This is a genomic window from Serratia sp. (in: enterobacteria) (assembly GCF_051654945.1).
GTDB lineage: Bacteria > Pseudomonadota > Gammaproteobacteria > Enterobacterales > Enterobacteriaceae > Chania.
The window spans coordinates 625,125-644,851 of the sequence record NZ_JBOFZA010000118.1; the positions used below are offsets into that span (position 1 = coordinate 625,125).

Annotated in this window: 18 protein-coding genes; 6 read left to right on the forward strand and 12 right to left on the reverse strand. The window is 55.7% G+C overall.

The features are described 5' to 3' along the window. The first annotated feature begins 4 nt into the window (after window positions 1-4). On the forward strand, window positions 5-964 hold the full coding sequence (gene nrdF / locus ACRDCA_RS28315; RefSeq protein ID WP_438692469.1) for a class 1b ribonucleoside-diphosphate reductase subunit beta: 960 nt from the start codon (window positions 5-7) through the stop codon (window positions 962-964). Window positions 965-987: 23 nt separating this feature from the next. On the opposite strand, the gene ACRDCA_RS28320 is transcribed toward nrdF, so the two are convergent. The 3 genes from ACRDCA_RS28320 to ACRDCA_RS28330 all read right to left on the reverse strand — a co-directional run bounded on the left by ACRDCA_RS28320 (window position 988) and on the right by ACRDCA_RS28330 (window position 2,405). Continuing rightward, window positions 988-1,281 (reverse strand): type II toxin-antitoxin system RelE/ParE family toxin, encoded by a 294-nt coding sequence (locus ACRDCA_RS28320; RefSeq protein ID WP_438692470.1) that lies wholly within the window; start codon window positions 1,279-1,281, stop codon window positions 988-990. Further along, window positions 1,278-1,568 carry a CopG family ribbon-helix-helix protein gene (locus ACRDCA_RS28325; protein ID WP_438692471.1) on the reverse strand — a complete coding sequence of 97 codons (291 nt, stop codon included), beginning with the start codon at window positions 1,566-1,568 and terminating at the stop codon, window positions 1,278-1,280. Before ACRDCA_RS28325 ends, ACRDCA_RS28320 begins: the two co-directional genes overlap by 4 nt. Before the next feature lie 96 nt (window positions 1,569-1,664). Next, entirely contained in the window at window positions 1,665-2,405 is a 741-nt protein-coding gene (locus ACRDCA_RS28330; RefSeq protein WP_438692472.1) for an SDR family oxidoreductase, read from the reverse strand. A 111-nt stretch (window positions 2,406-2,516) separates the two neighbouring features. On the opposite strand from ACRDCA_RS28330, the gene ACRDCA_RS28335 reads away from it, so the two are divergent. Next, on the forward strand, window positions 2,517-3,413 hold the full coding sequence (locus ACRDCA_RS28335; protein ID WP_438692473.1) for a LysR family transcriptional regulator: 897 nt from the start codon (window positions 2,517-2,519) through the stop codon (window positions 3,411-3,413). Between the two features lie 42 nt (window positions 3,414-3,455). Here the strand turns inward: ACRDCA_RS28335 and ACRDCA_RS28340 are convergent, their stop codons facing one another. After that, entirely contained in the window at window positions 3,456-4,808 is a 1,353-nt protein-coding gene (locus ACRDCA_RS28340; protein WP_438692474.1) for a 2-hydroxycarboxylate transporter family protein, read from the reverse strand. Window positions 4,809-5,150: 342 nt separating this feature from the next. On the opposite strand from ACRDCA_RS28340, the gene ACRDCA_RS28345 reads away from it, so the two are divergent. Both ACRDCA_RS28345 and ACRDCA_RS28350 read left to right on the forward strand, forming a co-directional pair. Continuing rightward, window positions 5,151-6,743, forward strand: coding sequence for an ATP-binding protein (locus tag ACRDCA_RS28345; protein WP_438692475.1), 1,593 nt, complete (start codon window positions 5,151-5,153; stop codon window positions 6,741-6,743). A gap of 17 nt (window positions 6,744-6,760) precedes the next feature. After that, on the forward strand, window positions 6,761-7,447 hold the full coding sequence (locus ACRDCA_RS28350) for a response regulator (protein WP_438692476.1): 687 nt from the start codon (window positions 6,761-6,763) through the stop codon (window positions 7,445-7,447). A gap of 68 nt (window positions 7,448-7,515) precedes the next feature. Here the strand turns inward: ACRDCA_RS28350 and ompL are convergent, their stop codons facing one another. From ompL to yihU, 8 genes are all read right to left on the reverse strand, one after another. Continuing rightward, window positions 7,516-8,211 (reverse strand): porin OmpL, encoded by a 696-nt coding sequence (gene ompL / locus ACRDCA_RS28355; RefSeq protein ID WP_438692525.1) that lies wholly within the window; start codon window positions 8,209-8,211, stop codon window positions 7,516-7,518. Between the two features lie 129 nt (window positions 8,212-8,340). Continuing rightward, on the reverse strand, window positions 8,341-9,777 hold the full coding sequence (locus ACRDCA_RS28360; protein ID WP_438692477.1) for an MFS transporter: 1,437 nt from the start codon (window positions 9,775-9,777) through the stop codon (window positions 8,341-8,343). Between the two features lie 85 nt (window positions 9,778-9,862). Continuing rightward, window positions 9,863-11,260: an MFS transporter gene (locus ACRDCA_RS28365; RefSeq protein WP_438692478.1), complete on the reverse strand. Its 1,398-nt coding sequence runs from the start codon at window positions 11,258-11,260 to the stop codon at window positions 9,863-9,865. A 56-nt stretch (window positions 11,261-11,316) separates the two neighbouring features. Beyond that, complete coding sequence (locus ACRDCA_RS28370; protein WP_438692479.1) at window positions 11,317-13,344, reverse strand: alpha-glucosidase; 2,028 nt, start codon at window positions 13,342-13,344, stop codon at window positions 11,317-11,319. A 54-nt stretch (window positions 13,345-13,398) separates the two neighbouring features. Further along, entirely contained in the window at window positions 13,399-14,742 is a 1,344-nt protein-coding gene (locus tag ACRDCA_RS28375; RefSeq protein ID WP_438692480.1) for an L-fucose/L-arabinose isomerase family protein, read from the reverse strand. Window positions 14,743-14,769: 27 nt separating this feature from the next. Further along, window positions 14,770-15,813 carry an aldose epimerase family protein gene (locus tag ACRDCA_RS28380; protein ID WP_438692481.1) on the reverse strand — a complete coding sequence of 348 codons (1,044 nt, stop codon included), beginning with the start codon at window positions 15,811-15,813 and terminating at the stop codon, window positions 14,770-14,772. 47 nt (window positions 15,814-15,860) lie between these two features. Then, window positions 15,861-16,724: a class II fructose-bisphosphate aldolase gene (locus tag ACRDCA_RS28385; RefSeq protein ID WP_438692482.1), complete on the reverse strand. Its 864-nt coding sequence runs from the start codon at window positions 16,722-16,724 to the stop codon at window positions 15,861-15,863. 48 nt (window positions 16,725-16,772) lie between these two features. After that, complete coding sequence (gene yihU, locus ACRDCA_RS28390) at window positions 16,773-17,663, reverse strand: sulfolactaldehyde 3-reductase (RefSeq protein WP_438692483.1); 891 nt, start codon at window positions 17,661-17,663, stop codon at window positions 16,773-16,775. A gap of 226 nt (window positions 17,664-17,889) precedes the next feature. On the opposite strand from yihU, the gene ACRDCA_RS28395 reads away from it, so the two are divergent. After that, window positions 17,890-18,786, forward strand: a complete 897-nt coding sequence (locus ACRDCA_RS28395; protein WP_438692484.1) for a sugar kinase — start codon at window positions 17,890-17,892, stop codon at window positions 18,784-18,786. A 36-nt stretch (window positions 18,787-18,822) separates the two neighbouring features. Continuing rightward, window positions 18,823-19,623 (forward strand): DeoR/GlpR family DNA-binding transcription regulator, encoded by an 801-nt coding sequence (locus ACRDCA_RS28400; RefSeq protein WP_438692485.1) that lies wholly within the window; start codon window positions 18,823-18,825, stop codon window positions 19,621-19,623. Window positions 19,624-19,727: the final 104 nt, after the last annotated feature.

Genomic DNA, 19,727 nt, shown 5'->3' on the forward strand with positions numbered 1-19,727 from the left:
AATTATGACAATGCAACGAGTGCAGGCCATCAACTGGAACAAGATTGATGACGATAAGGATCTGGAGGTGTGGAACCGCCTGACCAGCAACTTCTGGCTGCCGGAAAAGGTGCCGCTGTCGAATGATATCCCGTCCTGGGCCACGCTGACCGCCAAAGAACAGCAGCTTACCATCCGCGTTTTTACCGGGTTGACGCTGCTGGATACCATCCAGAATACCGTCGGCGCTCCGGCGCTGATCGAAGACGCCATCACGCCACACGAAGAGGCGGTGTATTCCAACATCAGCTTTATGGAAGCGGTACACGCCCGCTCCTACAGTTCGATATTTTCTACCCTGTGCCAAACGCGGGATGTCGATGAGGCTTACCGCTGGAGCGAGGAAAACAGCACGCTACAGAAAAAGGCCAGCATCATTCTGGCGCACTACCGCAGTGACGATCCGCTGATGAAGAAGGTCGCCAGCGTGTTTCTGGAGTCGTTCCTGTTCTATTCCGGCTTTTATCTGCCGATGTACTGGTCGAGCCGGGCCAAGCTGACCAACACCGCCGATCTGATCCGCCTGATCATTCGCGATGAAGCGGTACATGGCTACTATATCGGCTACAAGTTCCAAAAAGGCCTGGAACAGGCCAGCCCGGCCCGCCGTCAGCAGGTGAAGAATTTTGCCTTCGATTTGCTACAGGATCTGTATGACAACGAAGTGCGTTATACCGAGGAGCTTTACGACGGCGTGGGCTGGACGGAAGAGGTCAAAACCTTCCTGCACTATAACGCCAACAAGGCGTTGATGAATCTGGGCTACGAGGCGCTGTTCCCACCGTCAATGGCGCAGGTCGATCCGGCAATCCTGTCGGCGCTGTCGCCCAATGCCGATGAGAACCACGATTTCTTCTCCGGCTCCGGCTCTTCCTACGTGATGGGTAAAGCGGTAAATACCGAGGATGAAGATTGGGAATTTTGAGTGATGATTACTCAGGCGCTTTCCTACAACGGGTAACCTAGCTCTTTCTGGCTACGGATGGCCAGAACAAACGCCGTATCAATATCGGGCACGTATTTGTAGAGCGCCAAGTACCCTCGTGTTTGCTGACCAATAATCAACTCCCGCGTTCCTGACTCAAGGGGTCGGCCAATCAACGGATTATGTTCCAGTACCGAAATCGCCTGGAGGATTTCCTGAATGCGCAACCCTGAGTCTGCCACCGCATAATGCGCCAAATGCTCGAGAATACGCTCGATATCGTCCCTGACCTCTGGCGCCAGCTCGATCTTGGTCATCGTCCCCCCAGCTTTTTAACTACTGGGCGAGTTGCCTTACTATCCCCCGCCACATAGCTTTCCAGATAACTGCGCATATCGTCCCAGGAAATGGTCTCCCCGGTAGCGACAATGTTGGCATAACGCTTTTCCGCCTGATCCTCGAAATCACGGCGTAATTCTGCCCGCTGTGTTTTTTCGGTGATTGCCTGCAAAATAAAACTGTGAGAGCTCACACCGATTTTCTCTGCAGCGGCCGCAACGCGAGCTTTAAGTTCTTCAGCCAGGCGGATAGTAGTAGTCGACATGGTCAAACCTCGGCGATGACAAAAAAGGTGTAGCTCAATTGTGCTACACCACCATCGATTACTCAATAGCTCTGCCTATTTATTCATCACTAAGGATCAAATAATTCCACCATTGGCGCGCAGGGTTTGGCCATTGACCCAGGCACCGTCGGCACCAGCCAGGAAAGACACCGTCGCGGCAATATCCACCGGCTGCCCCAAGCGTTCCAGCGGGGCCATTTTCGCCAGCCGTTCGATCAGCTCGGGGGATTTACCATTGAGGAACAGATCGGTGGCCGTTGGCCCCGGGGCGATGGCGTTCACGGTAATGGCACGGCCACGCAGCTCCTTTGCCAACACGCTGGTCAAGGCCTCTACCGCCGCTTTGCTGGCGGCATACATGCCGTAGCCCGGCTGCAACAGCCCTACCACACTGGAGGAAAAGTTGATGATGCGGCCATTATCACGCAGCCGCTTGGCCGCCTCTCGCAGGGTATTGAAGGTGCCTTTCAGGTTGATGTCGATCAGGCGATCGACCTGGGCATCACTCATCTGGGCCACCGGAGCCAACTCGATAACACCAGCGTTGTTCACCAGCACATCAACACCGCCAAACGCCTGTTCAACGCGGTCAAACAGTTGGCGTACCGCCTGCGGATCGCTGACATCGGCTTTGGCACTCAACGCACGGCCCCCTCGCTGTTCGATGTTACGTACCAGCTCATCTGCCAGTTGCTGATTGCCCGCGTAGTTGATAATCACGGTAAAACCGTCGGCGGCCAGGCGTTCGGCAATGGCGGCCCCAATACCGCGCGATGCTCCAGTTACCAGGGCTACTTGCTGTATGTTGTTAGTCATTTTTCGATCCTTATCGGGCAGCTAAACTCAGTGCTGACATCATGCACCTTTCGCCAACGCGAATAATCCCCTAATCTTCAGCATAACTATCCGAAAAATGCGAATAATCAGATGGACAGAATCGATGCGATGCGGCTGTTCACCCGCGTGGTGGAACAGCGCAGCTTCACCCAGGCAGCCCAGGCGCAGGGTTTGCCCCGCTCCACGGTCACCGATGCCATCAAGCAGTTGGAATCCCGTCTCAATGTGCGTCTATTGCAACGAACTACGCGGCACGTCAGCCCAACGCTGGACGGAGAGGCTTATTACCAGCGCTGCCTGAGCATTCTGGCGGAGATTGAAGACGCCGAAACGGCCTTTGCCGGGGCCAAACCACAGGGGATGTTACGTGTCGACGTGCACGGCACATTGGCCCGTCACTTTCTGCTACCGGGGCTAAGCGATTTTCTGGCGCTGTATCCCGACATTGAATTCCATATGAGCGAAGGGGATCGGCTGGTGGATCCGGTGCGTGAAGGCATCGACTGCGTGGTACGGGTGGGCAGACTCAAAGACAGCGATATGGTGGCGCGCAGGTTGGGAGAGTTGCCTGAGGTCACCTGTGCCGCTCCAGGTTACCTGCAACGCTTAGGTACACCTGCTTCTATCCAACAGCTAGCTGGCCATCGTATGGTCGGCTTTCGCTCCTCACAAACCGGCACACTGCTCCCATTGGAATTCGCAGTGGAGGGCGAGGTACAGCAGCTGACATTACCTGCCAGCGTAGTGGTCAGCGGTGCAGAAAGCCTGGTTGAAGCGGCACGTCGTGGGCTAGGGATTATCCAGGTGCCTCGCTACCATCTGCGCACCGATCTGGCTAACGGCACTCTGGTTCCTATCTTGCCCCAGTTCCCTTCTCCTCCTTTGCCGGTATCGCTCCTTTACCCGCGCAACCGCCAGTTATCTCCTCGGGTGCGGGTGTTTATTGACTGGTTCAGCCAGGAGTTTACGCGGCGTAATCAAGCATAAAAAAGCCCCGCATCCTGGCGGGGCAAGTCGGCAACACACTAATCAGAAGAAATGCGCTAACACCAGCAACGACAGCGAAACGTTGATTGCCCCGCCAATGCGCGTCGCGATCTGGGCAAAAGGCATCAGCGACATGCGATTGCCCGCCGTCAGGATCGCCACATCACCGGTTCCGCCCTGCCCGCTCTGGCAACAGGAAACGATGGCTACGTCGATCGGGTGCATGCCGATCTTCTTGCCAACCAGAAAACCGGTACCCACCAGCGTGCTTACCGTAGCCACAATAACAATCAGATTCTGCACGGTGAAAGCATTCACCAGCTCCTGCCATGGGGTGATAGCCACGCCCACGGCAAACAGGATTGGGTAAGTCACGGCGGTGCGGAAGAACTTATACACCACCTGCGATCCTTGCTGAATGCGTGGCGAAACGCCATGTGCCAGCTTCACCGCCACTGCGGCAAACAGCATACCGACCGGTGCTGGCAAGCCAACCATGCGATGCAATAACATGCCCACCATATACAGTAGGATGGCCAGCAACGCACCGCAGGCGATAGTGGCGACATCCACATTACCGCTCAACTTCTCGGTCGCCGCGATCTCGCTCTCGCCCGGCTTACTCGGCATCAGGGTGCCTTCACCGGTCAGGTGCGGATAACGTTTACCCAATTGGTTCAGCAGGCCGGCAATCACGATCGCCGTCAGGCTGCCCAGCATCACAATCGGCAGAATACGCCCCAAGGCCACGCCCTGTTCCATATGCAAAATGGCGGCATAACCCATCGACAATGGGATCGCACCTTCCCCCACGCCACCGGCCATGATCGGCAGGATCAGGAAGAAGAAGATCTGGAACGGATCCAGCCCCAATGCCATGCCCACCGCCATTCCGACCAGCATACCGGCCACTTCACCGCACAGCATCGGCACAAAGATGCGCAGGAAGCCCTGGATCAGCACCTGGCGGTTCATACTCATAATGCTGCCAACGATGATGCAGCAGATGTAGAGATAGAGAATATTGGTCGACTTGTAGAATTTGGTGGTGGCATCAACCACTACGTCCGGCAGCAGGCCGTAGTGCACCAGCGCGGAAGGAATAAAGGTGGCGCAGATGGCAGCCGCCCCCATTTTGCCCACCAACGGCAGGCGTTTGCCAAACTCACCGCAGGCAAAACCAAAGAACGCCAACGTCGCCACCATCACCACGATGTCACTGGGCAGTTTCCCCTCCAGACAATCTAACAGGATCAGCACGCCAGCCAGCATAAAGAATGGCAGCGGAATAATCCCTATCTTGTAATTATCCTGAATGTGCCACCACCTTTCACGCAGCGGAATATCGGCGGTTTTATCTTTGGCAATGAGGTAGGAATCATCGGTTGTGCTCATAATCTGGCCTCTTATTGTTTGTCCGGCCATCATAGAGAAACGCTTGGCGTCACCGCTGTGATTGTGTTCAAAATAAACAAGGGTTTTTAATGGGGGTTATGGTTTCTATGGTGTTAATAGCCATTATGTAAAATAGCCCGTGGAGTTAATGGTGTTAATAATAGGCTGATTTTAAATTTTATTTTTTTTATCGTAGCCTTGGCTTACGCCACGCTCAGAGGCAATATTCCCCTTACAATAAAGCCGTGCAACTGCTCACAACTTGATCTTGGGCAATATTACTTCAGGTGCGACTCATGATAGGGTAAGCGCTCAGACGGACTTTAGGATCAACGGCACACCATGCGCATCAAGCTCTCATTTCATATCAAACTGTTCCTGTGCCTGGTTGCCTTTTCCTGCGTGCTATTGACGTTAATCGGTGTTTATACCTACTACCAGTTAGATGCCCAGCTTCACCGGGATTTGGGGGCTCGAGCACAGGTGCAGGCACGTGAGATTGCGCTGATCCCCTCTCTGGTCACTGCCGTTGAAAATAACGATACGCAATACATCGCCACGCTGATGAAAAAAATCCGCGCCAGCAGCGATGCCAGCTATATTGTGATCGGCGACCGCCAGACCCTGCACCTTTACCATTCCGAACACACCGATCGCCTGGGAACCCCGATGGTGGGTGGTGATAATAAAGAAGTGTTGGAAGGCAAAAGTATTATCTCCATCCGTAAAGGGGGGATCGGTATTTCATTGCGCAGCAAAGCACCGATCATGGATGATAATAACCAGGTCATTGGCATCGTTTCCGTGGGCTATCTTAAATCCCATATTGACAGTTTAAATGCCCGCACGTTAACCCAGATCGTTGCCTCAATCGTGTTGCTGTTGATGGCGCTGTTTATTTTTTCCTGGCTGTTATCGAAAAACCTGAAACGCCAGATGTTTTCATTGGAACCCAAAGAAATCGCGCTGCTGGTACGCCAACAGAAGGCGCTGCTGGAAGCCATCTATGAAGGCGTGATCGCCATAGATCCGCAACTGCGCATCATCACCATTAACCACGCCGCCCGTGAGCTGCTGGATCTGCGCCAACCCGCCAATAATCTGATGGGGCAGCATATCGGTGAGATCATCCAGTCACAGCCCGATTTCTTTGCCACTGAACAGTTGGGGCACGACACCCACGATGAAGTGTGCCGCTTCAACCATGTGCGGGTGATCGCCAGCCGGGTACGGATTATGCAGGAAGATGAGCTCCAGGGCTGGGTGATCAGCTTTCGCGACAAGAACGATATCAACACGCTCAGCAGCCAGCTCAGCCAGGTGAAACGCTATGCCGACAACCTGCGCATCATGCGCCACGAACAGCTCAACTGGACTGCCACGCTCGCCGGGTTGCTGCATATGCAGCGTTATGATGAAGCCATCCGCTATGTGGAAGCCCAGTCGGAAGGCGCACAGGAGATCCTCGATTTTATTTCCCAACGCTTCAGCTCCGCCGCGCTGTGTGGCCTGCTGCTGGGCAAATACTCCAGCGCGCGGGAAAAGGGCATCGAACTGCGTTTCGATCCCGCCTGCCAGTTGCGCCAAATCCCCGCTGCGCTGAACGAAACCGAACTGATGTCGATTATCGGCAACCTGCTGGATAATGCCTTCGATGCTACGTTGCGTTGCCCGGCACCACACCAAGCGGTCGAACTCTATATCAATGACAGCAGCAACGAGCTGGTGATCGAAGTGGCCGACCACGGCACCGGGATTGCGCCGCAGGTTCGTGATACGCTATTTGAACAAGGCGTGACGACCAAAGACAAGGGCGACCACGGTATTGGCCTGCATCTGGTAGCCAGCCATGTTGCACAGGCACATGGCAGCATTGAAGTGTCGGACAACGATCCACACGGCACCATTTTCTCGCTGTTTATCCCCAAAGCTTAAGCACCCGGAACCCACCTATGCAACCTGAGACGTTAGACGTTCTGATCGTGGAAGATGAGCCGCAACTGGCCACGCTGCACGCCGAATTTCTTGAGCGGAACTTCAACCTACGGGTGGTGGCCTATGCCGCAACGTTGGCGGAGGCCCGGGCCAAGGTAAATGCTCACCAACCTCGGCTGATCCTGCTGGACAACTTTCTGCCGGACGGCCAGGGGATTGCACTGATGGAAGAGGCGGCGGTCAAACAGCCCGGTTGTTCGGTGATTTTTATCACGGCGGCCAGCGATATGCATACCTGTAGCCAGGCCATCCGTAACGGGGCCTTCGACTACATCATCAAACCGGTATCCTATAAGCGGCTACGCAATTCGCTGGAACGCTTTATGCAATTTGTGCAGACCCAGCGCACCTTCAAGGTCATTGACCAGAGCAGCGTCGATGCGCTGTATAACCTGCAATCCAAACAGTTTTCCAACGAACCCAGCGCCAAAGGGATTGAAACCATTACCCTTGAGCTGGTGCAGGCACTGTTTATCAATCAACCGGATGTGGCCCATGCGGTGGAGGACGTGGTGGCGCAGGCTGGCATCAGTAAAACCACCGCCCGCCGTTATCTGGAATACTGCGTGACAAGCCAGTTTGTGCGCGTCGAAATGCGCTACGGCAATATCGGCCATCCCCGCCGTTTGTACCGTAAGGCGTAGGCTGAAACGGGCGCAGTATATACGGCGCCCCCTACGGTTTATATTTGGCCGTTTTTTATTAACATGACTCAGAAGGTATAGCGCAACCCGACGCGAATACGGTATTGCTCCTTGTTATAATCGTTCCAGCGATCCAGCCATTGCAGTTCCAGATAAGGCATCCAATGGGTATCGATTTTATAGCTGAACTTGTTGGTAATTTCCCAGTGGTGGCTCTTGCCATTTTTGCTATGGAAGTCGTTCACCCGGATAAAGTAATGTGGTTCGAAGGTATAATTCAATTGATCGCTGAGTTTAAAGTTCCAGTAGTTGGCAATTTCATGGGTATCGTTACGCGCCGGGTTGCCGTTAAAATCGATTGAGTCATAGTTATTATGGTTATAGCGATAGCGTACGGTCAGGTTGAAAAACGGCAGGAACTTATAGTTGTTATCCAGATACACGGCACCGCCGGAACCCGCGCTGCTTGAGTTGACCAGCCCGCCAGGGGAAACCGTCCATTTGTCCGTTGGCCGGAACAGCGGATACCAGCCTTCCAGCTCGTTATAACTGTGCTTGAGCTGATCAAACTTGCCAATGTTATAGGCGTTAGTCGCCATTACACCGGCACCGCCGTCAAAGTTATAGCCACCGCGCAGGATGATTTCGTTTAACTCCGAGGCGGTGTTATAAGCCTCACGAGTTTCCAGATAGGCACGCCCGGCCTGAGCGCTGGCCGAAACGAACAGAATGGTGACCAGCAGTGCCGCATTGGTTTTTTTTATGCTAGAACCCCAGAAAATAGACATTGTCGAGTTTCCTTGTGACATTAAAACGGATAAAAGGATGCAGTAAACCCGCCGTCATACCGTCAGGCATGACAGCTAGGCATTATTATTGGTAATGTTCCTGGATTAGACTTCTTTGATTATGGTTGGATTGATTGCCGGATGAGGCTCGCCTATTTCTTCCCTATTGGCTTTGTTGTGATTAATTTCGGCTATTATTTGCATAAATAGCTGCTCATTTAATTTATAAAAGCATCCCATCATCACGGCGGCCACCATCGCCAGGATGCAGGGATAAATAAAGATTAACTCACGCAGGCCTTTGAGCACCGAGGCGGACTGCGCAACATTCGGGATATAGCCGATTTGCGTCAGCATAATGCCCGGCAATAATCCCGCCAACGCAGCGGAGATCTTGCGTGAGAAGGTATAGCCGGTATACACCGAGCCTTCCGCGCGGATGCCAGTTTTCCATTCACCGTAGTCAACGGTATCGGGCACCAGCGCCCAGTTCAGGCTGTTGACGAACGCAGTGCCGAAGAACGCCATGCAGGAGAACGCGACGAAAGAGACCGAGCTATCGCCCCAGGCGTAGTTACACAGATCGCCCAGGCACCACAGCAACAGCCCACCCAGGTAGACCCGCTTTTTGCCAAAGCGCTTCACCGCCGCCGGCACCATCAGCACGCCAATCAGGATGCAGCCCATGCTGAAGAAACCCATATAGGACAGCAAATGGATATCGTGTAACACGTACTGGGTGTAATAAACCTGGATCGCCAGCTTGATGTTAAACGCCGCCAGCGTACACAGGTTGGCGATGCACAACACCAGCAACGGCGGGTTCTGGAAAATCGCACGGAAGGATTTGAAGATGCCGGGTTTATGATGCGCCGGCACCACGTCAACATAGCGTTCCTTGACCCCGGCATGGCACCACCACATGCAAAATACGCCACAGGTCGCAAACGCCACCGCAGCAACCAGATAGCCCATCTCCGGGCGTGAAGTGAACAACATCTGGATGGGGACAAAGCCCACGGTGCACAGCAGCAGCCCCAACGTTGCCCCTCCTTGTCGCCAAGCGGCCAGTTGTGCACGTTCCTGCGGGTTCTTGGTGATCGCTGGCACCATCGCCCCATAGGAGCAGTTCATCAGGCTGTAGAACAGGCCGAACAGCATAAACAGCACGGTTGCCAGCACGGTTTTGGTATTCAGGCTAAAACCGGTATTCAGGAAGTTGGCTACGGCAACCAACGCCACGGGCAGCGAAGCATAAAAGATAAATGGTCTGAACTTGCCTTTAGGGCCAATATTGCGCCGGGAATCCAGCAGCACACCAGTCAGCATATCGGTGAAGGCGGTGAAGAATTTGGCGATCAGGAAGATCACACCACCGTAAATGGCGGGTAGCCCCAGAATATCGGTATAGAACTTCAGCAAATACAAAGTACCGATACACAACATCAGGTTGGAGCCGAAGTCCCCCATGCCGTAGGCGAACTTTTCGCGCAGCGGCAACCGCAGCGTGACGGGATCTTGGTAGGGTAATGAGTTGGCCATCTTGCTGGTCCTTATTATTGTCTTACACCCTTCGTCTTACAGGTTACAGGGGCGAATAAATTCGCCCCGATTAACGCCGAGCCGATTACATCGCCGGGCTGGCAGCCCGCTTACGGTCTTCCAGCTCACCGACGATCTTGAGGTAGTTTTTCTCCGTCAGGTGATAGAACAGCCCCATGGTCAATGCGGTCAGCACCGCCAAACCGCAAGGATAGAGGAAGATCAACTGCCGCAAGCCTTCCAACGTGCCAGCCCCCTGCGCCACATTGGGGACATAACCGATATAGGCCAGCATCACGCCAGGGAAGAAGCCTGCCAACCCTTGGGAAACCTTGCGGAAAAAGGTAAAGCCGGTATACACCGTGCCTTCCGAACGCACGCCGGTTTTCCACTCGCCGTATTCGACGGTATCCGACACCAGCGCCCAGTTGAGGCTATTGACGAACGCCGTGCCGAAGAACGCCAGGCAAGAGAACAGCACAAACAACGTGGAGGTATTGCCCCACATATAGTTCATGGCGTCGCCGAGGATCCACAGCGACAGGCCGCCCAGATAGACGTTTTTCTTGCCAAAGCGCTTCACTACCGTTGGTACCAGCAGTACCCCAAGCAGGATGCAGCCCATGCTGAAGAAGCCCATATAAGACAGCAGGGTAATATCGTTGAGGACGTACTGGGTGTAGTAGATCTGGATCGCCAGCTTGATGTTGAAGCCCGCCAAGGTGCACAGGTTGGCGATGCACAACACGAACAGCGGTTTGTTACCGGCGATCGCCTTGAAGGACTGTAACAGCCCCGGCTTGGGTGCGCCCGCTTTCGGGATTTCGACGTAGCGCTCTTTGACGCCGGAATAGCACCACCACATGCACAACATCCCGACGAAGGCGAAGATCGCCGCCGCCACCAGATAACCAACCTGTGGACGCCCGTCAAACAGCGACAGGATCGGCACAAACGCCACGGTACACAGCAACAATCCCACCGTTGCCCCGCCCTGCCGCCAGGCAGCCAGTTGCGCACGTTCCTGCGGGTTTTTGGTCATCGCCGGCACCATCGCGCCGTAAGAGCAGTTCATCATGCTGAAGAACAGCCCGAACGCCATAAAGATCAGGGTGGCGATCACCGTTTTAATCGTGACGTCGAACGAAGCGCCGACGCCGATGAAGTTGGCCACCACCAGCAATGCCACCGGCATGGAGGCATACAGGATAAACGGCCGGAACTTGCCTTTGGGGCCAATATTGCGCCGGGAATCGAGCATCAGCCCGGTGCCTATGTCGGTAAAGGCGGTAAAGAAGCGCGAGATCAGGAAGATCAGCCCACCCCACGCGGCCGGAATGCCTAACACATCGGTATAAAACTTCAGCAGATACAGCGTACCGACACACAACAGCAGGTTGGAGCCGACATCGCCTATGCCGTAGGCGAATTTCTCGCGCAGGGGCAATATCAGCTTCACCGGATCCTGATTAGCTTCACTCATGGTGATTCTCCTTAGCCGCCCTCGCCATCCGGCAACTGGCGGCTGACAATGGGTGATTACAGCGTGCGCAGCGAGGCAAACAACTCGGCCCACTCGCTATCCGCCCGGTAGAACACCGGCGGCTGGCCCATAGGTGCCGCTATCGTCACCTCTGTCCCTCCGCTGTGCGGCTCGCCGGTCCACAGGTTGATCCAACTATCCTGCGGCAGATAGAGCGTCCAGTCGGTGCGCCCTTCTTCATGCACCGGTGCCACCAGCAGGTCGCGACCAAACAGGTATTGGTATTTCAGGCTGTAGGTGTGGGCATCGTCTTCATAGTGCAGGAACAGCGGGCGCATCACCGGCAAACCGGACTGCGCATTGAGCGCCACCGCCTGCTTGATATACGGCTTAAGGGCGGTGAACACCCCAGTCATGCGGGCAAACTGGCGGATGGTTTCTACGTCGTGATCAAACTGCCAGTTAGAATCCGGGCGATTACCTTCATGGGTACGCATTACCGGCGTGAAGGCGCAGAATTCGCACCAGCGCATCAGCAATTCTTTGCTGCGTTTCATCTCAAACAGCGTGGTGTAGCCGCCAATATCGCTGTGATGCAGGCCGTGGCCGGTCATCGCCAACGACAGCGCCGCCGGGATCACCGAGGCCAGGCCATCGTCCAGGCTCCAATCCACGTTCTGATCGCCCGCCCACATCATCACCGAGTACTTCTGGCTGCCGGTGTAGCCCGCGCGCATAAAGAACATGATCTCGCCGAGCTTGCCGCTTTCCTCCAGCGCGTCGTAGTTGCATTTGGCCCACAGGGCTGGCCAGGCGTTGTGCATGATTTCCGCATCGATGCCGTTATGCAGCACGGTGTCGGTCGGCAGATATTCGCCAAAGTCCGCCATCCAGCCGTCGAGGCCAAACTCGATCAGGTTCTGTTTGATGACGTTCTTGTACCAGTCATACGCTTCCGGCTTGGTAAGATCGACCACGCCCGCATAGAACTCGCCAAACTCGACCTGATAGTCTTTGCCGGCGTAATCCTTGGTCAGATAGCCTTTTTCTGCCGCTTCGGCATACAGCTCTTTCTCGATGGCCACGTAGGGGTTGATGTATCCCAGAAAACGTACGCCTTCTTTTTTCCACTGTGGGATGCGCTTATCCAGCTCCGGGTACAGCTCGCTGTCCCAGCGCCAGTTCCACATCAGGCGTTTGCCGAACGAGGTAACACGCCGCCCTTCCCAATCCTGCGCCCAGATCCCGCTGACCTTGACGCCATGCTCGCGCATCACGTCCAGTTTCTGTTGGCAGACCTCGGTACCGCCCTGAATACCCAGGATCACACCGTCATACACCCAGTCCGGCAGCTCCGGCTGGCGGCCAAGCAACGCGGTCAGCTTTTCCAGCAGGCAGATGTAGCTGTCGGCGCAGTCGAAGCGCAGCACTGCCTGATCCTGCCAGATCGCCAGCTCATGGAACTCCGGGGCAGAAAAATCGAAGTTCATGTAGCAGCTGTTTTCTACGTGGCAGTAGTATTTCTGGCTGCTGACAAAGGTCGGCTGTGGGAAGAAGGTCCAGTAGTAATCCCCACCGGCGTTCTCCTGGCAGTCTGCCTGCCAGGTGACATAGGTCTGCTTGTTACGGCCAACGCCCTGTTCACTGGTCCATAATGGGAAAGGTTTACCGCGCAGATCGAAGTAGGAGAACTGTTCGCCGCAGCCATACACGTGATCTTCCTGCTGGGCCGCCAGACGCAGCCACATACGGTTATTCAGTTCGTCACTGTTGCGCAGTTGCATTTCCAAGCGCCCTTGCGCATCGGTGGTGATTGCCAGCGTACACTGGGCCACATCGCCCCGGCTAAAACGGATCAGCCAGCCTTTACCCTGCGGAGCGATCTGGGTTTCGGTCAGCGCCAGTTTTTCACTGAGCTGGTCTTTGATGCTGAAGTTGCCGCGGAACATCTCGATATCCGCCTTGCCGCGCCCAATCCACAGGCACGGAGCCTCTGGCGTGTGTTGTAGCAGCACTCGCTGCTGAAAGGTCAGCGTAAATCCGCCTGCGTGTTGCGTCAGTTCCAAACCGTGCTGAGAAGCCATGATCCATTCTCCAAGAGGTTAAATGCCGTATTTGCCCAAGCGTTCGTCGCCCGCTCAGGTCAGTTCAATCACGTCCAAACCAAGCAGGCCGGCCACTTTACGCAGCAGTGGGCGGTGCTCGCCGTAAACCAATGAGGTGTGATGCTCCATCCCCGCCGCAATCAGGCGCTGGCGGTAAGTGTCGGCATCGACATCCAGCCGCGCGGTACCGGCGGTGCCGGAAAAGGCCAGCGGAGCCTTGATCATGTCGCCACCGGCCAGCATCAGGCGCAGCTTGCCTTCGCCCTGAGTGATGCGGCAAAGCGTGATGCGTCCCGGTTTGAGAGCAAATTCAGACAACAGAGGCAGCTTGCGGTTGGAGTGGATGGTGGCCTGCACCGGGCCATCACGATCGGCCATTTCGATCGGCGCCTGCCCGCAGTGCCAGAACACCACGCTGTTATCCTGTGGATCGATATCCACCAGGTCGGTATTAAATGCCGCATTGCCAGAGGCCCACTGCGCCATCAGCGAAGAGAGCACGCCAAACATGTCGGCTTCGCAGCCACAGGGCACTTTGTCCTCGTTCATTAACGCCAGCGCCCCACAGGCCGCGCAGCCGTAGTCGGTGAAGAAATCCGGCCAGCAGCGCACGGCAATGCCGGTATATCCTTCGCGCTGCGCTTTTTCACGCAGGGCAGAGTAAACCTTGAGCGTCTTACGGGTCGCGGTTTGGTCCATTTCCGCCAGGTTGGGGAAATCTTTGGCACGGCGGGCATAAGGCGCATCGGCCACGCTATCCGGCAGCGCTTTCACCTCGTCGATAAACTCCAGCACGGGCTGGCGAGTGACCTCAACGCCAAAGTGCTGCGTCAACTGCTGTTGGTTGTAGTTGCAGGCGTCAAAGCCCAGTGGATGTTCGCCAATCACCATCACCTTGGCCTGTTTGAAGCGTTTAACGATCGCCGCGGCCTGCGCCAACTGCTGCAATTCGTTAATCACCCGGCGGTCGTCCGGCAAACCGTGCAGCGTTTGCACGTTAATGGCTTCACGGCTCAGGGCATGGCAGGCCAGATTCACCCCGCAGAAAGAATTCAGGCGCAAGCGGCCGCCGGTACGCGCTTCCGGGAATGACCACATCGCCGTGGGCACCGGGAAACCACGCACCACTTCAGTAGTGAGAGAGGCATCGGTAAAGGTCACTTGCAGGATCAGCAGCAGATCGAGATCGGCCTGTTTCAGTGCGGGCAACATTTTCAGGGCCGATTCGGCATCAAACTGCAATACCGGCTCGCCAACCAGTTCGATATCCATGCTACTCAGCGCCTGCCAGGCCTGCGCCAACATCTGTTGTGCGTAGGGCACGTCGAAGGTCGTGCGGCCTAGCGCCAACACGCCTATTTTTGCTTTATTTTTCATCGCATTGCTTCCAGTAATCGAGTAAATCTAGGCCACGGTGCTGAAGCGGTGTTCAGTCCGGTTGTGATAGTTTTCCCCTGGGCGCAGCACCACGTTGCCAAAATGGGCATGGTGAATGCTGTCCGGGAACGCCTGGGTTTCGAGGCAAATGCCGGAAAATGCCTGATAGCGATGACCGGCCTTGCCGTTCCAGATCTTGTTGGAAAGCTTGAAGGCGTTATAAAACTGCACGCCCGGCAGCGAGGTATGGACTTCCATCACGCGCCCGGTTTGCGGGCAGGTCAGGCTTGCTGCGGGATGCAAAGCACCGTCGCCCGGCTTGAGCACGTAGTTCATATCAAAGTCCTGTGCCGGGCGGTGCAACATGGCATCCCCCAGACGACGGGCGTTGCGAAAATCAAAGGCCGTGCCTGCTACGCGGCGGATCTCACCGGTCGGCAGCATGGTGCTTTCATCAACCGGAGTGATGAAGTCGGCTTCGATCTTGAGCTGCTGATCGTGGATCAGGTGCTGGTGGCCCCGCAGGTTGTAATGGCTGTGATTGACCAGATTGACCAGCGTCGGTTTGTCCGTCTGTGCCGCAAAGCTCAGCGTCATCACGTCATCTTCCGTCAGGCCGATACGATGGCTGACCTGCAAATTACCCGGATAGCCTTCTTCGCCATCGCTGGAGGTACGGCTGAAAATAATGCCGTCGCCGTCTTCCTGCGCCTGCCAGACATACTTGTCAAAACCCTGACGCCCGCCGTGCAGATGTTGCCCCGTCGGCAGTTCGTTGGTGGCCAGAATGTATTCCTGGCCATCGATGCTGAAGCGGCCACCGGCGATACGGTTGGCACAGCGTCCGGCAATCGCACCAAAGAAGGGATGCCCGGCCTGATAAGCCGCCAAATTGTCGAATCCCATCACGATATCTTCCAACTGCCCATGACGATCCGGCACCCAAAGCTGAGTAATGATGCAGCCGTAATCGGTCACGCACAGCCGCATGCCGTTGGCATTGGTCAAGGTGAACAGGGAAACCGCCTGTCCCTGATGCTCGCCAAAATGCTGGCGTTGAATGGTGGTCATAATCTGCGCCTTATGATTAGCGCGGCAGCCTGCCGCGCAACGGATACTTAAAACTGAGCGGCTTTACCCTGGCTGCCGAACAGCCTGATTTTTTCCGCGACCTTGGCCTGCATCACATCACGGCCATGGCCGAGCGACACCGCCAGGACAAACTCGTCAGGATCCTTGTCGAGTACTTCGGCCATGCCTTGGGTGAAGGCCTGCCGCAGTTCGGTGTCCACGTTCACCTTGGCAACGCCCAACGACACCGCCTTGCGGATCTGATCGTCCGGTACGCCAGAGCCGCCGTGCAGCACAATCGGCTTTTTGACGATCTCGCGGATCTCCTGCAAGCGTTCGAATGCCAGTTTGGGCTCTTGCTTGTACAGGCCATGTGCCGTGCCGATGGATACCGCCAGGTAATCCACCGTGGTCAATTCAGAAAATTGCAACGCTTCGCTACTGCTGGTGATCAGCGCGTCCTTTTCATCGACCGAAATATCATCCTCGGTGCCGCCGATCTTGCCGATCTCGCCTTCGACCCCAATGTTCAGCGCGTGGGCTACATCCGCCACGGCGCGGGTAATACGCACGTTTTCGTCAAATGACAGATGCGAGCCATCAAACATCACCGATTGGAACCCAGCCTGCACTGCCTGCATGGTCTGCTCAAAGCTGCGGCTGTGATCCAGATGGATACATACCGGCACCGTGATATCGTGCATAAACGCGTCGATCATCGCCTTCATGGGATCCAGGCCCATCACGCTAATCACTTTCTGCCCCACCTGAATCATGATCGGGGCCTGCTCCTGTTCGGCGGCCAGCAAAATGGCGCGAATGGTTTCGGCGTTATGTGCGCTGAATGCGCCAATGGCATAGCCGTTTTCCCAGGCGTGTTGGATCATGGTGTTACCAGATAAATAAGGCATTTCTTCTCCTCTTTGCGCGCTGAATATCAGCTGCAATGATGTTTAGTGTTACGCGTTGTTCGCTCTGCCCGAAGCAGCACGAACCTGTTCCAAAATGGCACTCCAATCCTGACGCCCGCGCCCGCTGGCCCGCGCCTGGCTGTATACTTCGCGCGAAGCCGCACCCATCGGCATGGCAACGTGCAACTGATTGGCTACGTCCAGCGCGATACCCAGATCCTTGTGCGCCAGATCGATCATGAATGCCGGACTGAGATCGCCCTTCAGCACCTTGTTCGGCCAGGAGGTGGTGAAATGGCCTTTACCTGCCGGTGTACCGCTCATCACTTTCAACGCCACGTCGAACGATAACCCCAGCGCCTCGCACAGCACCGCCGCTTCGGCAGACAGCGCATTCAACGCGATGCTCATGTAGTTGTTGATCAGCTTCACGCGGATCCCCATACCCGACCCGCCAGCGTTAATCAGCTCCGATCCCATCGCCATCAGCACTGGCTTCGCACGCTCTACCTGTTCGGCGCTGCCACCGGCCAAGATCAACAACGTACCGGCCTGGGCGTGGTCGGAAGTCCGCCCAACCGGGGCATCCATCAGGCTAAAGCCCCGAGCCTGCATCTGGGCAATCAGCCGGTCGGTTTGCAGTGGATGGATGGTGGACATATCAATCACTAATGCCGCAGGCGATAATGTGGAGCACACCCCTTCGGCACCGAAGAGCACCTCATGCACCAACTCGCCGTTAGGCAACATGGTGATGACGAACTCCGCGTCCTGTACCGCCTGCGCCGGACTGGTTGCCGCTGCGGCCCCCTGTGCCACCAAGGCGCTGACCGCCGCCGGGCTGATATCAAAAACGTTCAGCCGGTGCCCCTGCTTGAGCAGGTTGCTGGCCATCGGCGCGCCCATTTGCCCTAACCCGATAAATGCGATCTGTGCCATGGTTCTCTCCTGTTGGTTACCCTTGTCATCTTCGTGTCAACTCTGCGGCCATAAATCAGACCGTTTTTGTCTGTTTTTGATCGTATTTGTAATTTATAGTCAAAAAATTGACAGGCGTCACTCTTTTAACATTTGAGTGAATTAAAATGATGGCAGCGTGATCGGCAGCCACTTTTTGTTGAAAAGCCGTTCACTAACCGCCGACTAATCACCAGAGAACCAGACCATGACTCGAATCGCGTGCGTAGGCATTGCAGTGCAAGACCGCCTGTATTACGTAGAAAAGCTGCCCGAAGGCGGGGGGAAATATGTCGCCCTGGACTACTATGAAATCGGTGGCGGCCCGGCAGCAACGGCAGCGGTAGCTGCAGCCAGACTGGGCGCGGAAGTGGATTTCATTGGCCGCGTCGGGGACGATGCTACCGGGCAAACGTTATTGACCGAGCTGGGCAGCTATGGCGTCAATGTCAAGCATGCGCGCCGTTACCCACAGGCGCGTTCATCTCAATCAGCCGTGCTGGTGGACGCCCAGGGTGAGCGTATGATCATCAACCATCCCAGCCCAGATTTGCCCGAAGACGCCGACTGGCTCCATGACATCGACTTTAGCCAGTATGACGTGGTGTTGGCGGACGTGCGCTGGCATCAAGGGGCGCTGACCGCCTTCACCTTGGCCCGCCGCGCAGGCGTCACCACGCTGTTGGATGCCGATATCACACCGCAAGATATCCGTCCGCTGGTGGCTTTGGCCGACCATGCCGCCTTCTCCGAACCGGGTTTGCTGCGAATGACGGGAAAAACGGATGTCGAACCGGGCCTGCGTGCCGCCAAAAATGACAAAAACGGACAAATTTATGTCACTCAGGGTAAACATGGTTGTTTCTGGCTGGAAAACGATCAACTGAAACATCAGCCGGGCTTTCAGGTTGAGGTCGTGGATACGACGGGAGCTGGCGACGTTTTTCACGGTGCGCTGGCGGTAGCTCTGGGTTCACAACCCGATATTGCCCAGGCGGTACGCTACGCCAATGCAGTTGCCGCATTGAAGTGTACCCGCCCCGGCGGGCGGGCGGGCATCCCCAATTGTGATCAAACAGACTCTTTCCTGGCCAGTTTTGTATAATATGATGCCCTGATGACCCGATTAAGAGAGTGGAACATGAGTCTGACTGAACTTACCGGCAACCCACGCCACGATCAGCTGATTCAGTTGATCGCCAAGCGCGGCTATATGAACATCGACGAGCTGGCGCTATTGCTGGAGGTTTCCACACAAACCGTCAGGCGTGATATTCGTAAGCTGAGCGAGCAAGGGCTGATCACTCGCCACCATGGTGGCGCTGGCCGTGCCTCCAGCGTGGTCAACACTGCCTTTGAGCAACGCGAACTCTCATACACACAAGAGAAAATGGCGATTGCGGAAGCCATCGCCGATTACATTGCGGATCGCTCCACCATATTTATCACCATCGGCACCACCGTTGAGCACGTTGCCCGGGCGCTGATGAACCACAGCCACCTGCGCATCATTACCAACAGCCTGCGGGTGGCGCATATCCTGTATAAAAACACCGAGTTCGAAGTGATGGTGCCCGGCGGTACGCTGCGCCCGAATAATGGTGGCATCATCGGCCCGAGCGCCGTCAGCTTTGTGGAGGGTTTTCGTGCCGACTATCTGATCACCAGCATCGGTGCGATCGAGGCCAACGGCGATCTGCTGGAATTTGACGTGAATGAGTCCAGCGTGGTGAAAGCGATGATGGCACATTCCCGTCATATTCTGCTGGCAGCAGACCATACCAAGTTCCACGCCTCTGCGGCAGTAGAGATCGGCAACACCCGCCAGGCGACCGCCCTGTTCACCGATACGCCCCCACCTTCCGCATTAGGAAACTTGTTGCAGCAACAACAGGTGGAGCTGGTGGTGATCCCCACCAACAGTGAAGAACCCACGCTCTGATCCAGAGCGCTAAACCTGCTGATTTTCCTGCCGTTGATTAATGCATGCCGAATATTATTATGCATGCATTAATTGGCCGCTATATCGCCCAAAATAGTTGTGGT

Bases quoted from the DNA above. Each gene is read 5' to 3' on its own strand.
- ACRDCA_RS28335 (WP_438692473.1), top strand. From the start codon at position 2,517: ATGGACAGAATCGATGCGATGCGGCTGTTCACCCGCGTGGTGGAACAG.
- ACRDCA_RS28380 (WP_438692481.1), bottom strand. From the start codon at position 15,813: ATGACCACCATTCAACGCCAGCATTTTGGCGAGCATCAGGGACAGGCG.
- ACRDCA_RS28375 (WP_438692480.1), bottom strand. From the start codon at position 14,742: ATGAAAAATAAAGCAAAAATAGGCGTGTTGGCGCTAGGCCGCACGACC.
- yihU (WP_438692483.1), bottom strand. From the start codon at position 17,663: ATGGCACAGATCGCATTTATCGGGTTAGGGCAAATGGGCGCGCCGATG.
- ACRDCA_RS28395 (WP_438692484.1), top strand. From the start codon at position 17,890: ATGACTCGAATCGCGTGCGTAGGCATTGCAGTGCAAGACCGCCTGTAT.
- ACRDCA_RS28365 (WP_438692478.1), bottom strand. From the start codon at position 11,260: ATGAGTGAAGCTAATCAGGATCCGGTGAAGCTGATATTGCCCCTGCGC.
- ACRDCA_RS28330 (WP_438692472.1), bottom strand. From the start codon at position 2,405: ATGACTAACAACATACAGCAAGTAGCCCTGGTAACTGGAGCATCGCGC.
- ACRDCA_RS28340 (WP_438692474.1), bottom strand. From the start codon at position 4,808: ATGAGCACAACCGATGATTCCTACCTCATTGCCAAAGATAAAACCGCC.
- ACRDCA_RS28350 (WP_438692476.1), top strand. From the start codon at position 6,761: ATGCAACCTGAGACGTTAGACGTTCTGATCGTGGAAGATGAGCCGCAA.
- ACRDCA_RS28370 (WP_438692479.1), bottom strand. From the start codon at position 13,344: ATGGCTTCTCAGCACGGTTTGGAACTGACGCAACACGCAGGCGGATTT.
- ACRDCA_RS28320 (WP_438692470.1), bottom strand. From the start codon at position 1,281: ATGACCAAGATCGAGCTGGCGCCAGAGGTCAGGGACGATATCGAGCGT.
- ACRDCA_RS28345 (WP_438692475.1), top strand. From the start codon at position 5,151: ATGCGCATCAAGCTCTCATTTCATATCAAACTGTTCCTGTGCCTGGTT.
- ACRDCA_RS28325 (WP_438692471.1), bottom strand. From the start codon at position 1,568: ATGTCGACTACTACTATCCGCCTGGCTGAAGAACTTAAAGCTCGCGTT.
- ACRDCA_RS28400 (WP_438692485.1), top strand. From the start codon at position 18,823: ATGAGTCTGACTGAACTTACCGGCAACCCACGCCACGATCAGCTGATT.
- ACRDCA_RS28385 (WP_438692482.1), bottom strand. From the start codon at position 16,724: ATGCCTTATTTATCTGGTAACACCATGATCCAACACGCCTGGGAAAAC.
- nrdF (WP_438692469.1), top strand. From the start codon at position 5: ATGACAATGCAACGAGTGCAGGCCATCAACTGGAACAAGATTGATGAC.
- ACRDCA_RS28360 (WP_438692477.1), bottom strand. From the start codon at position 9,777: ATGGCCAACTCATTACCCTACCAAGATCCCGTCACGCTGCGGTTGCCG.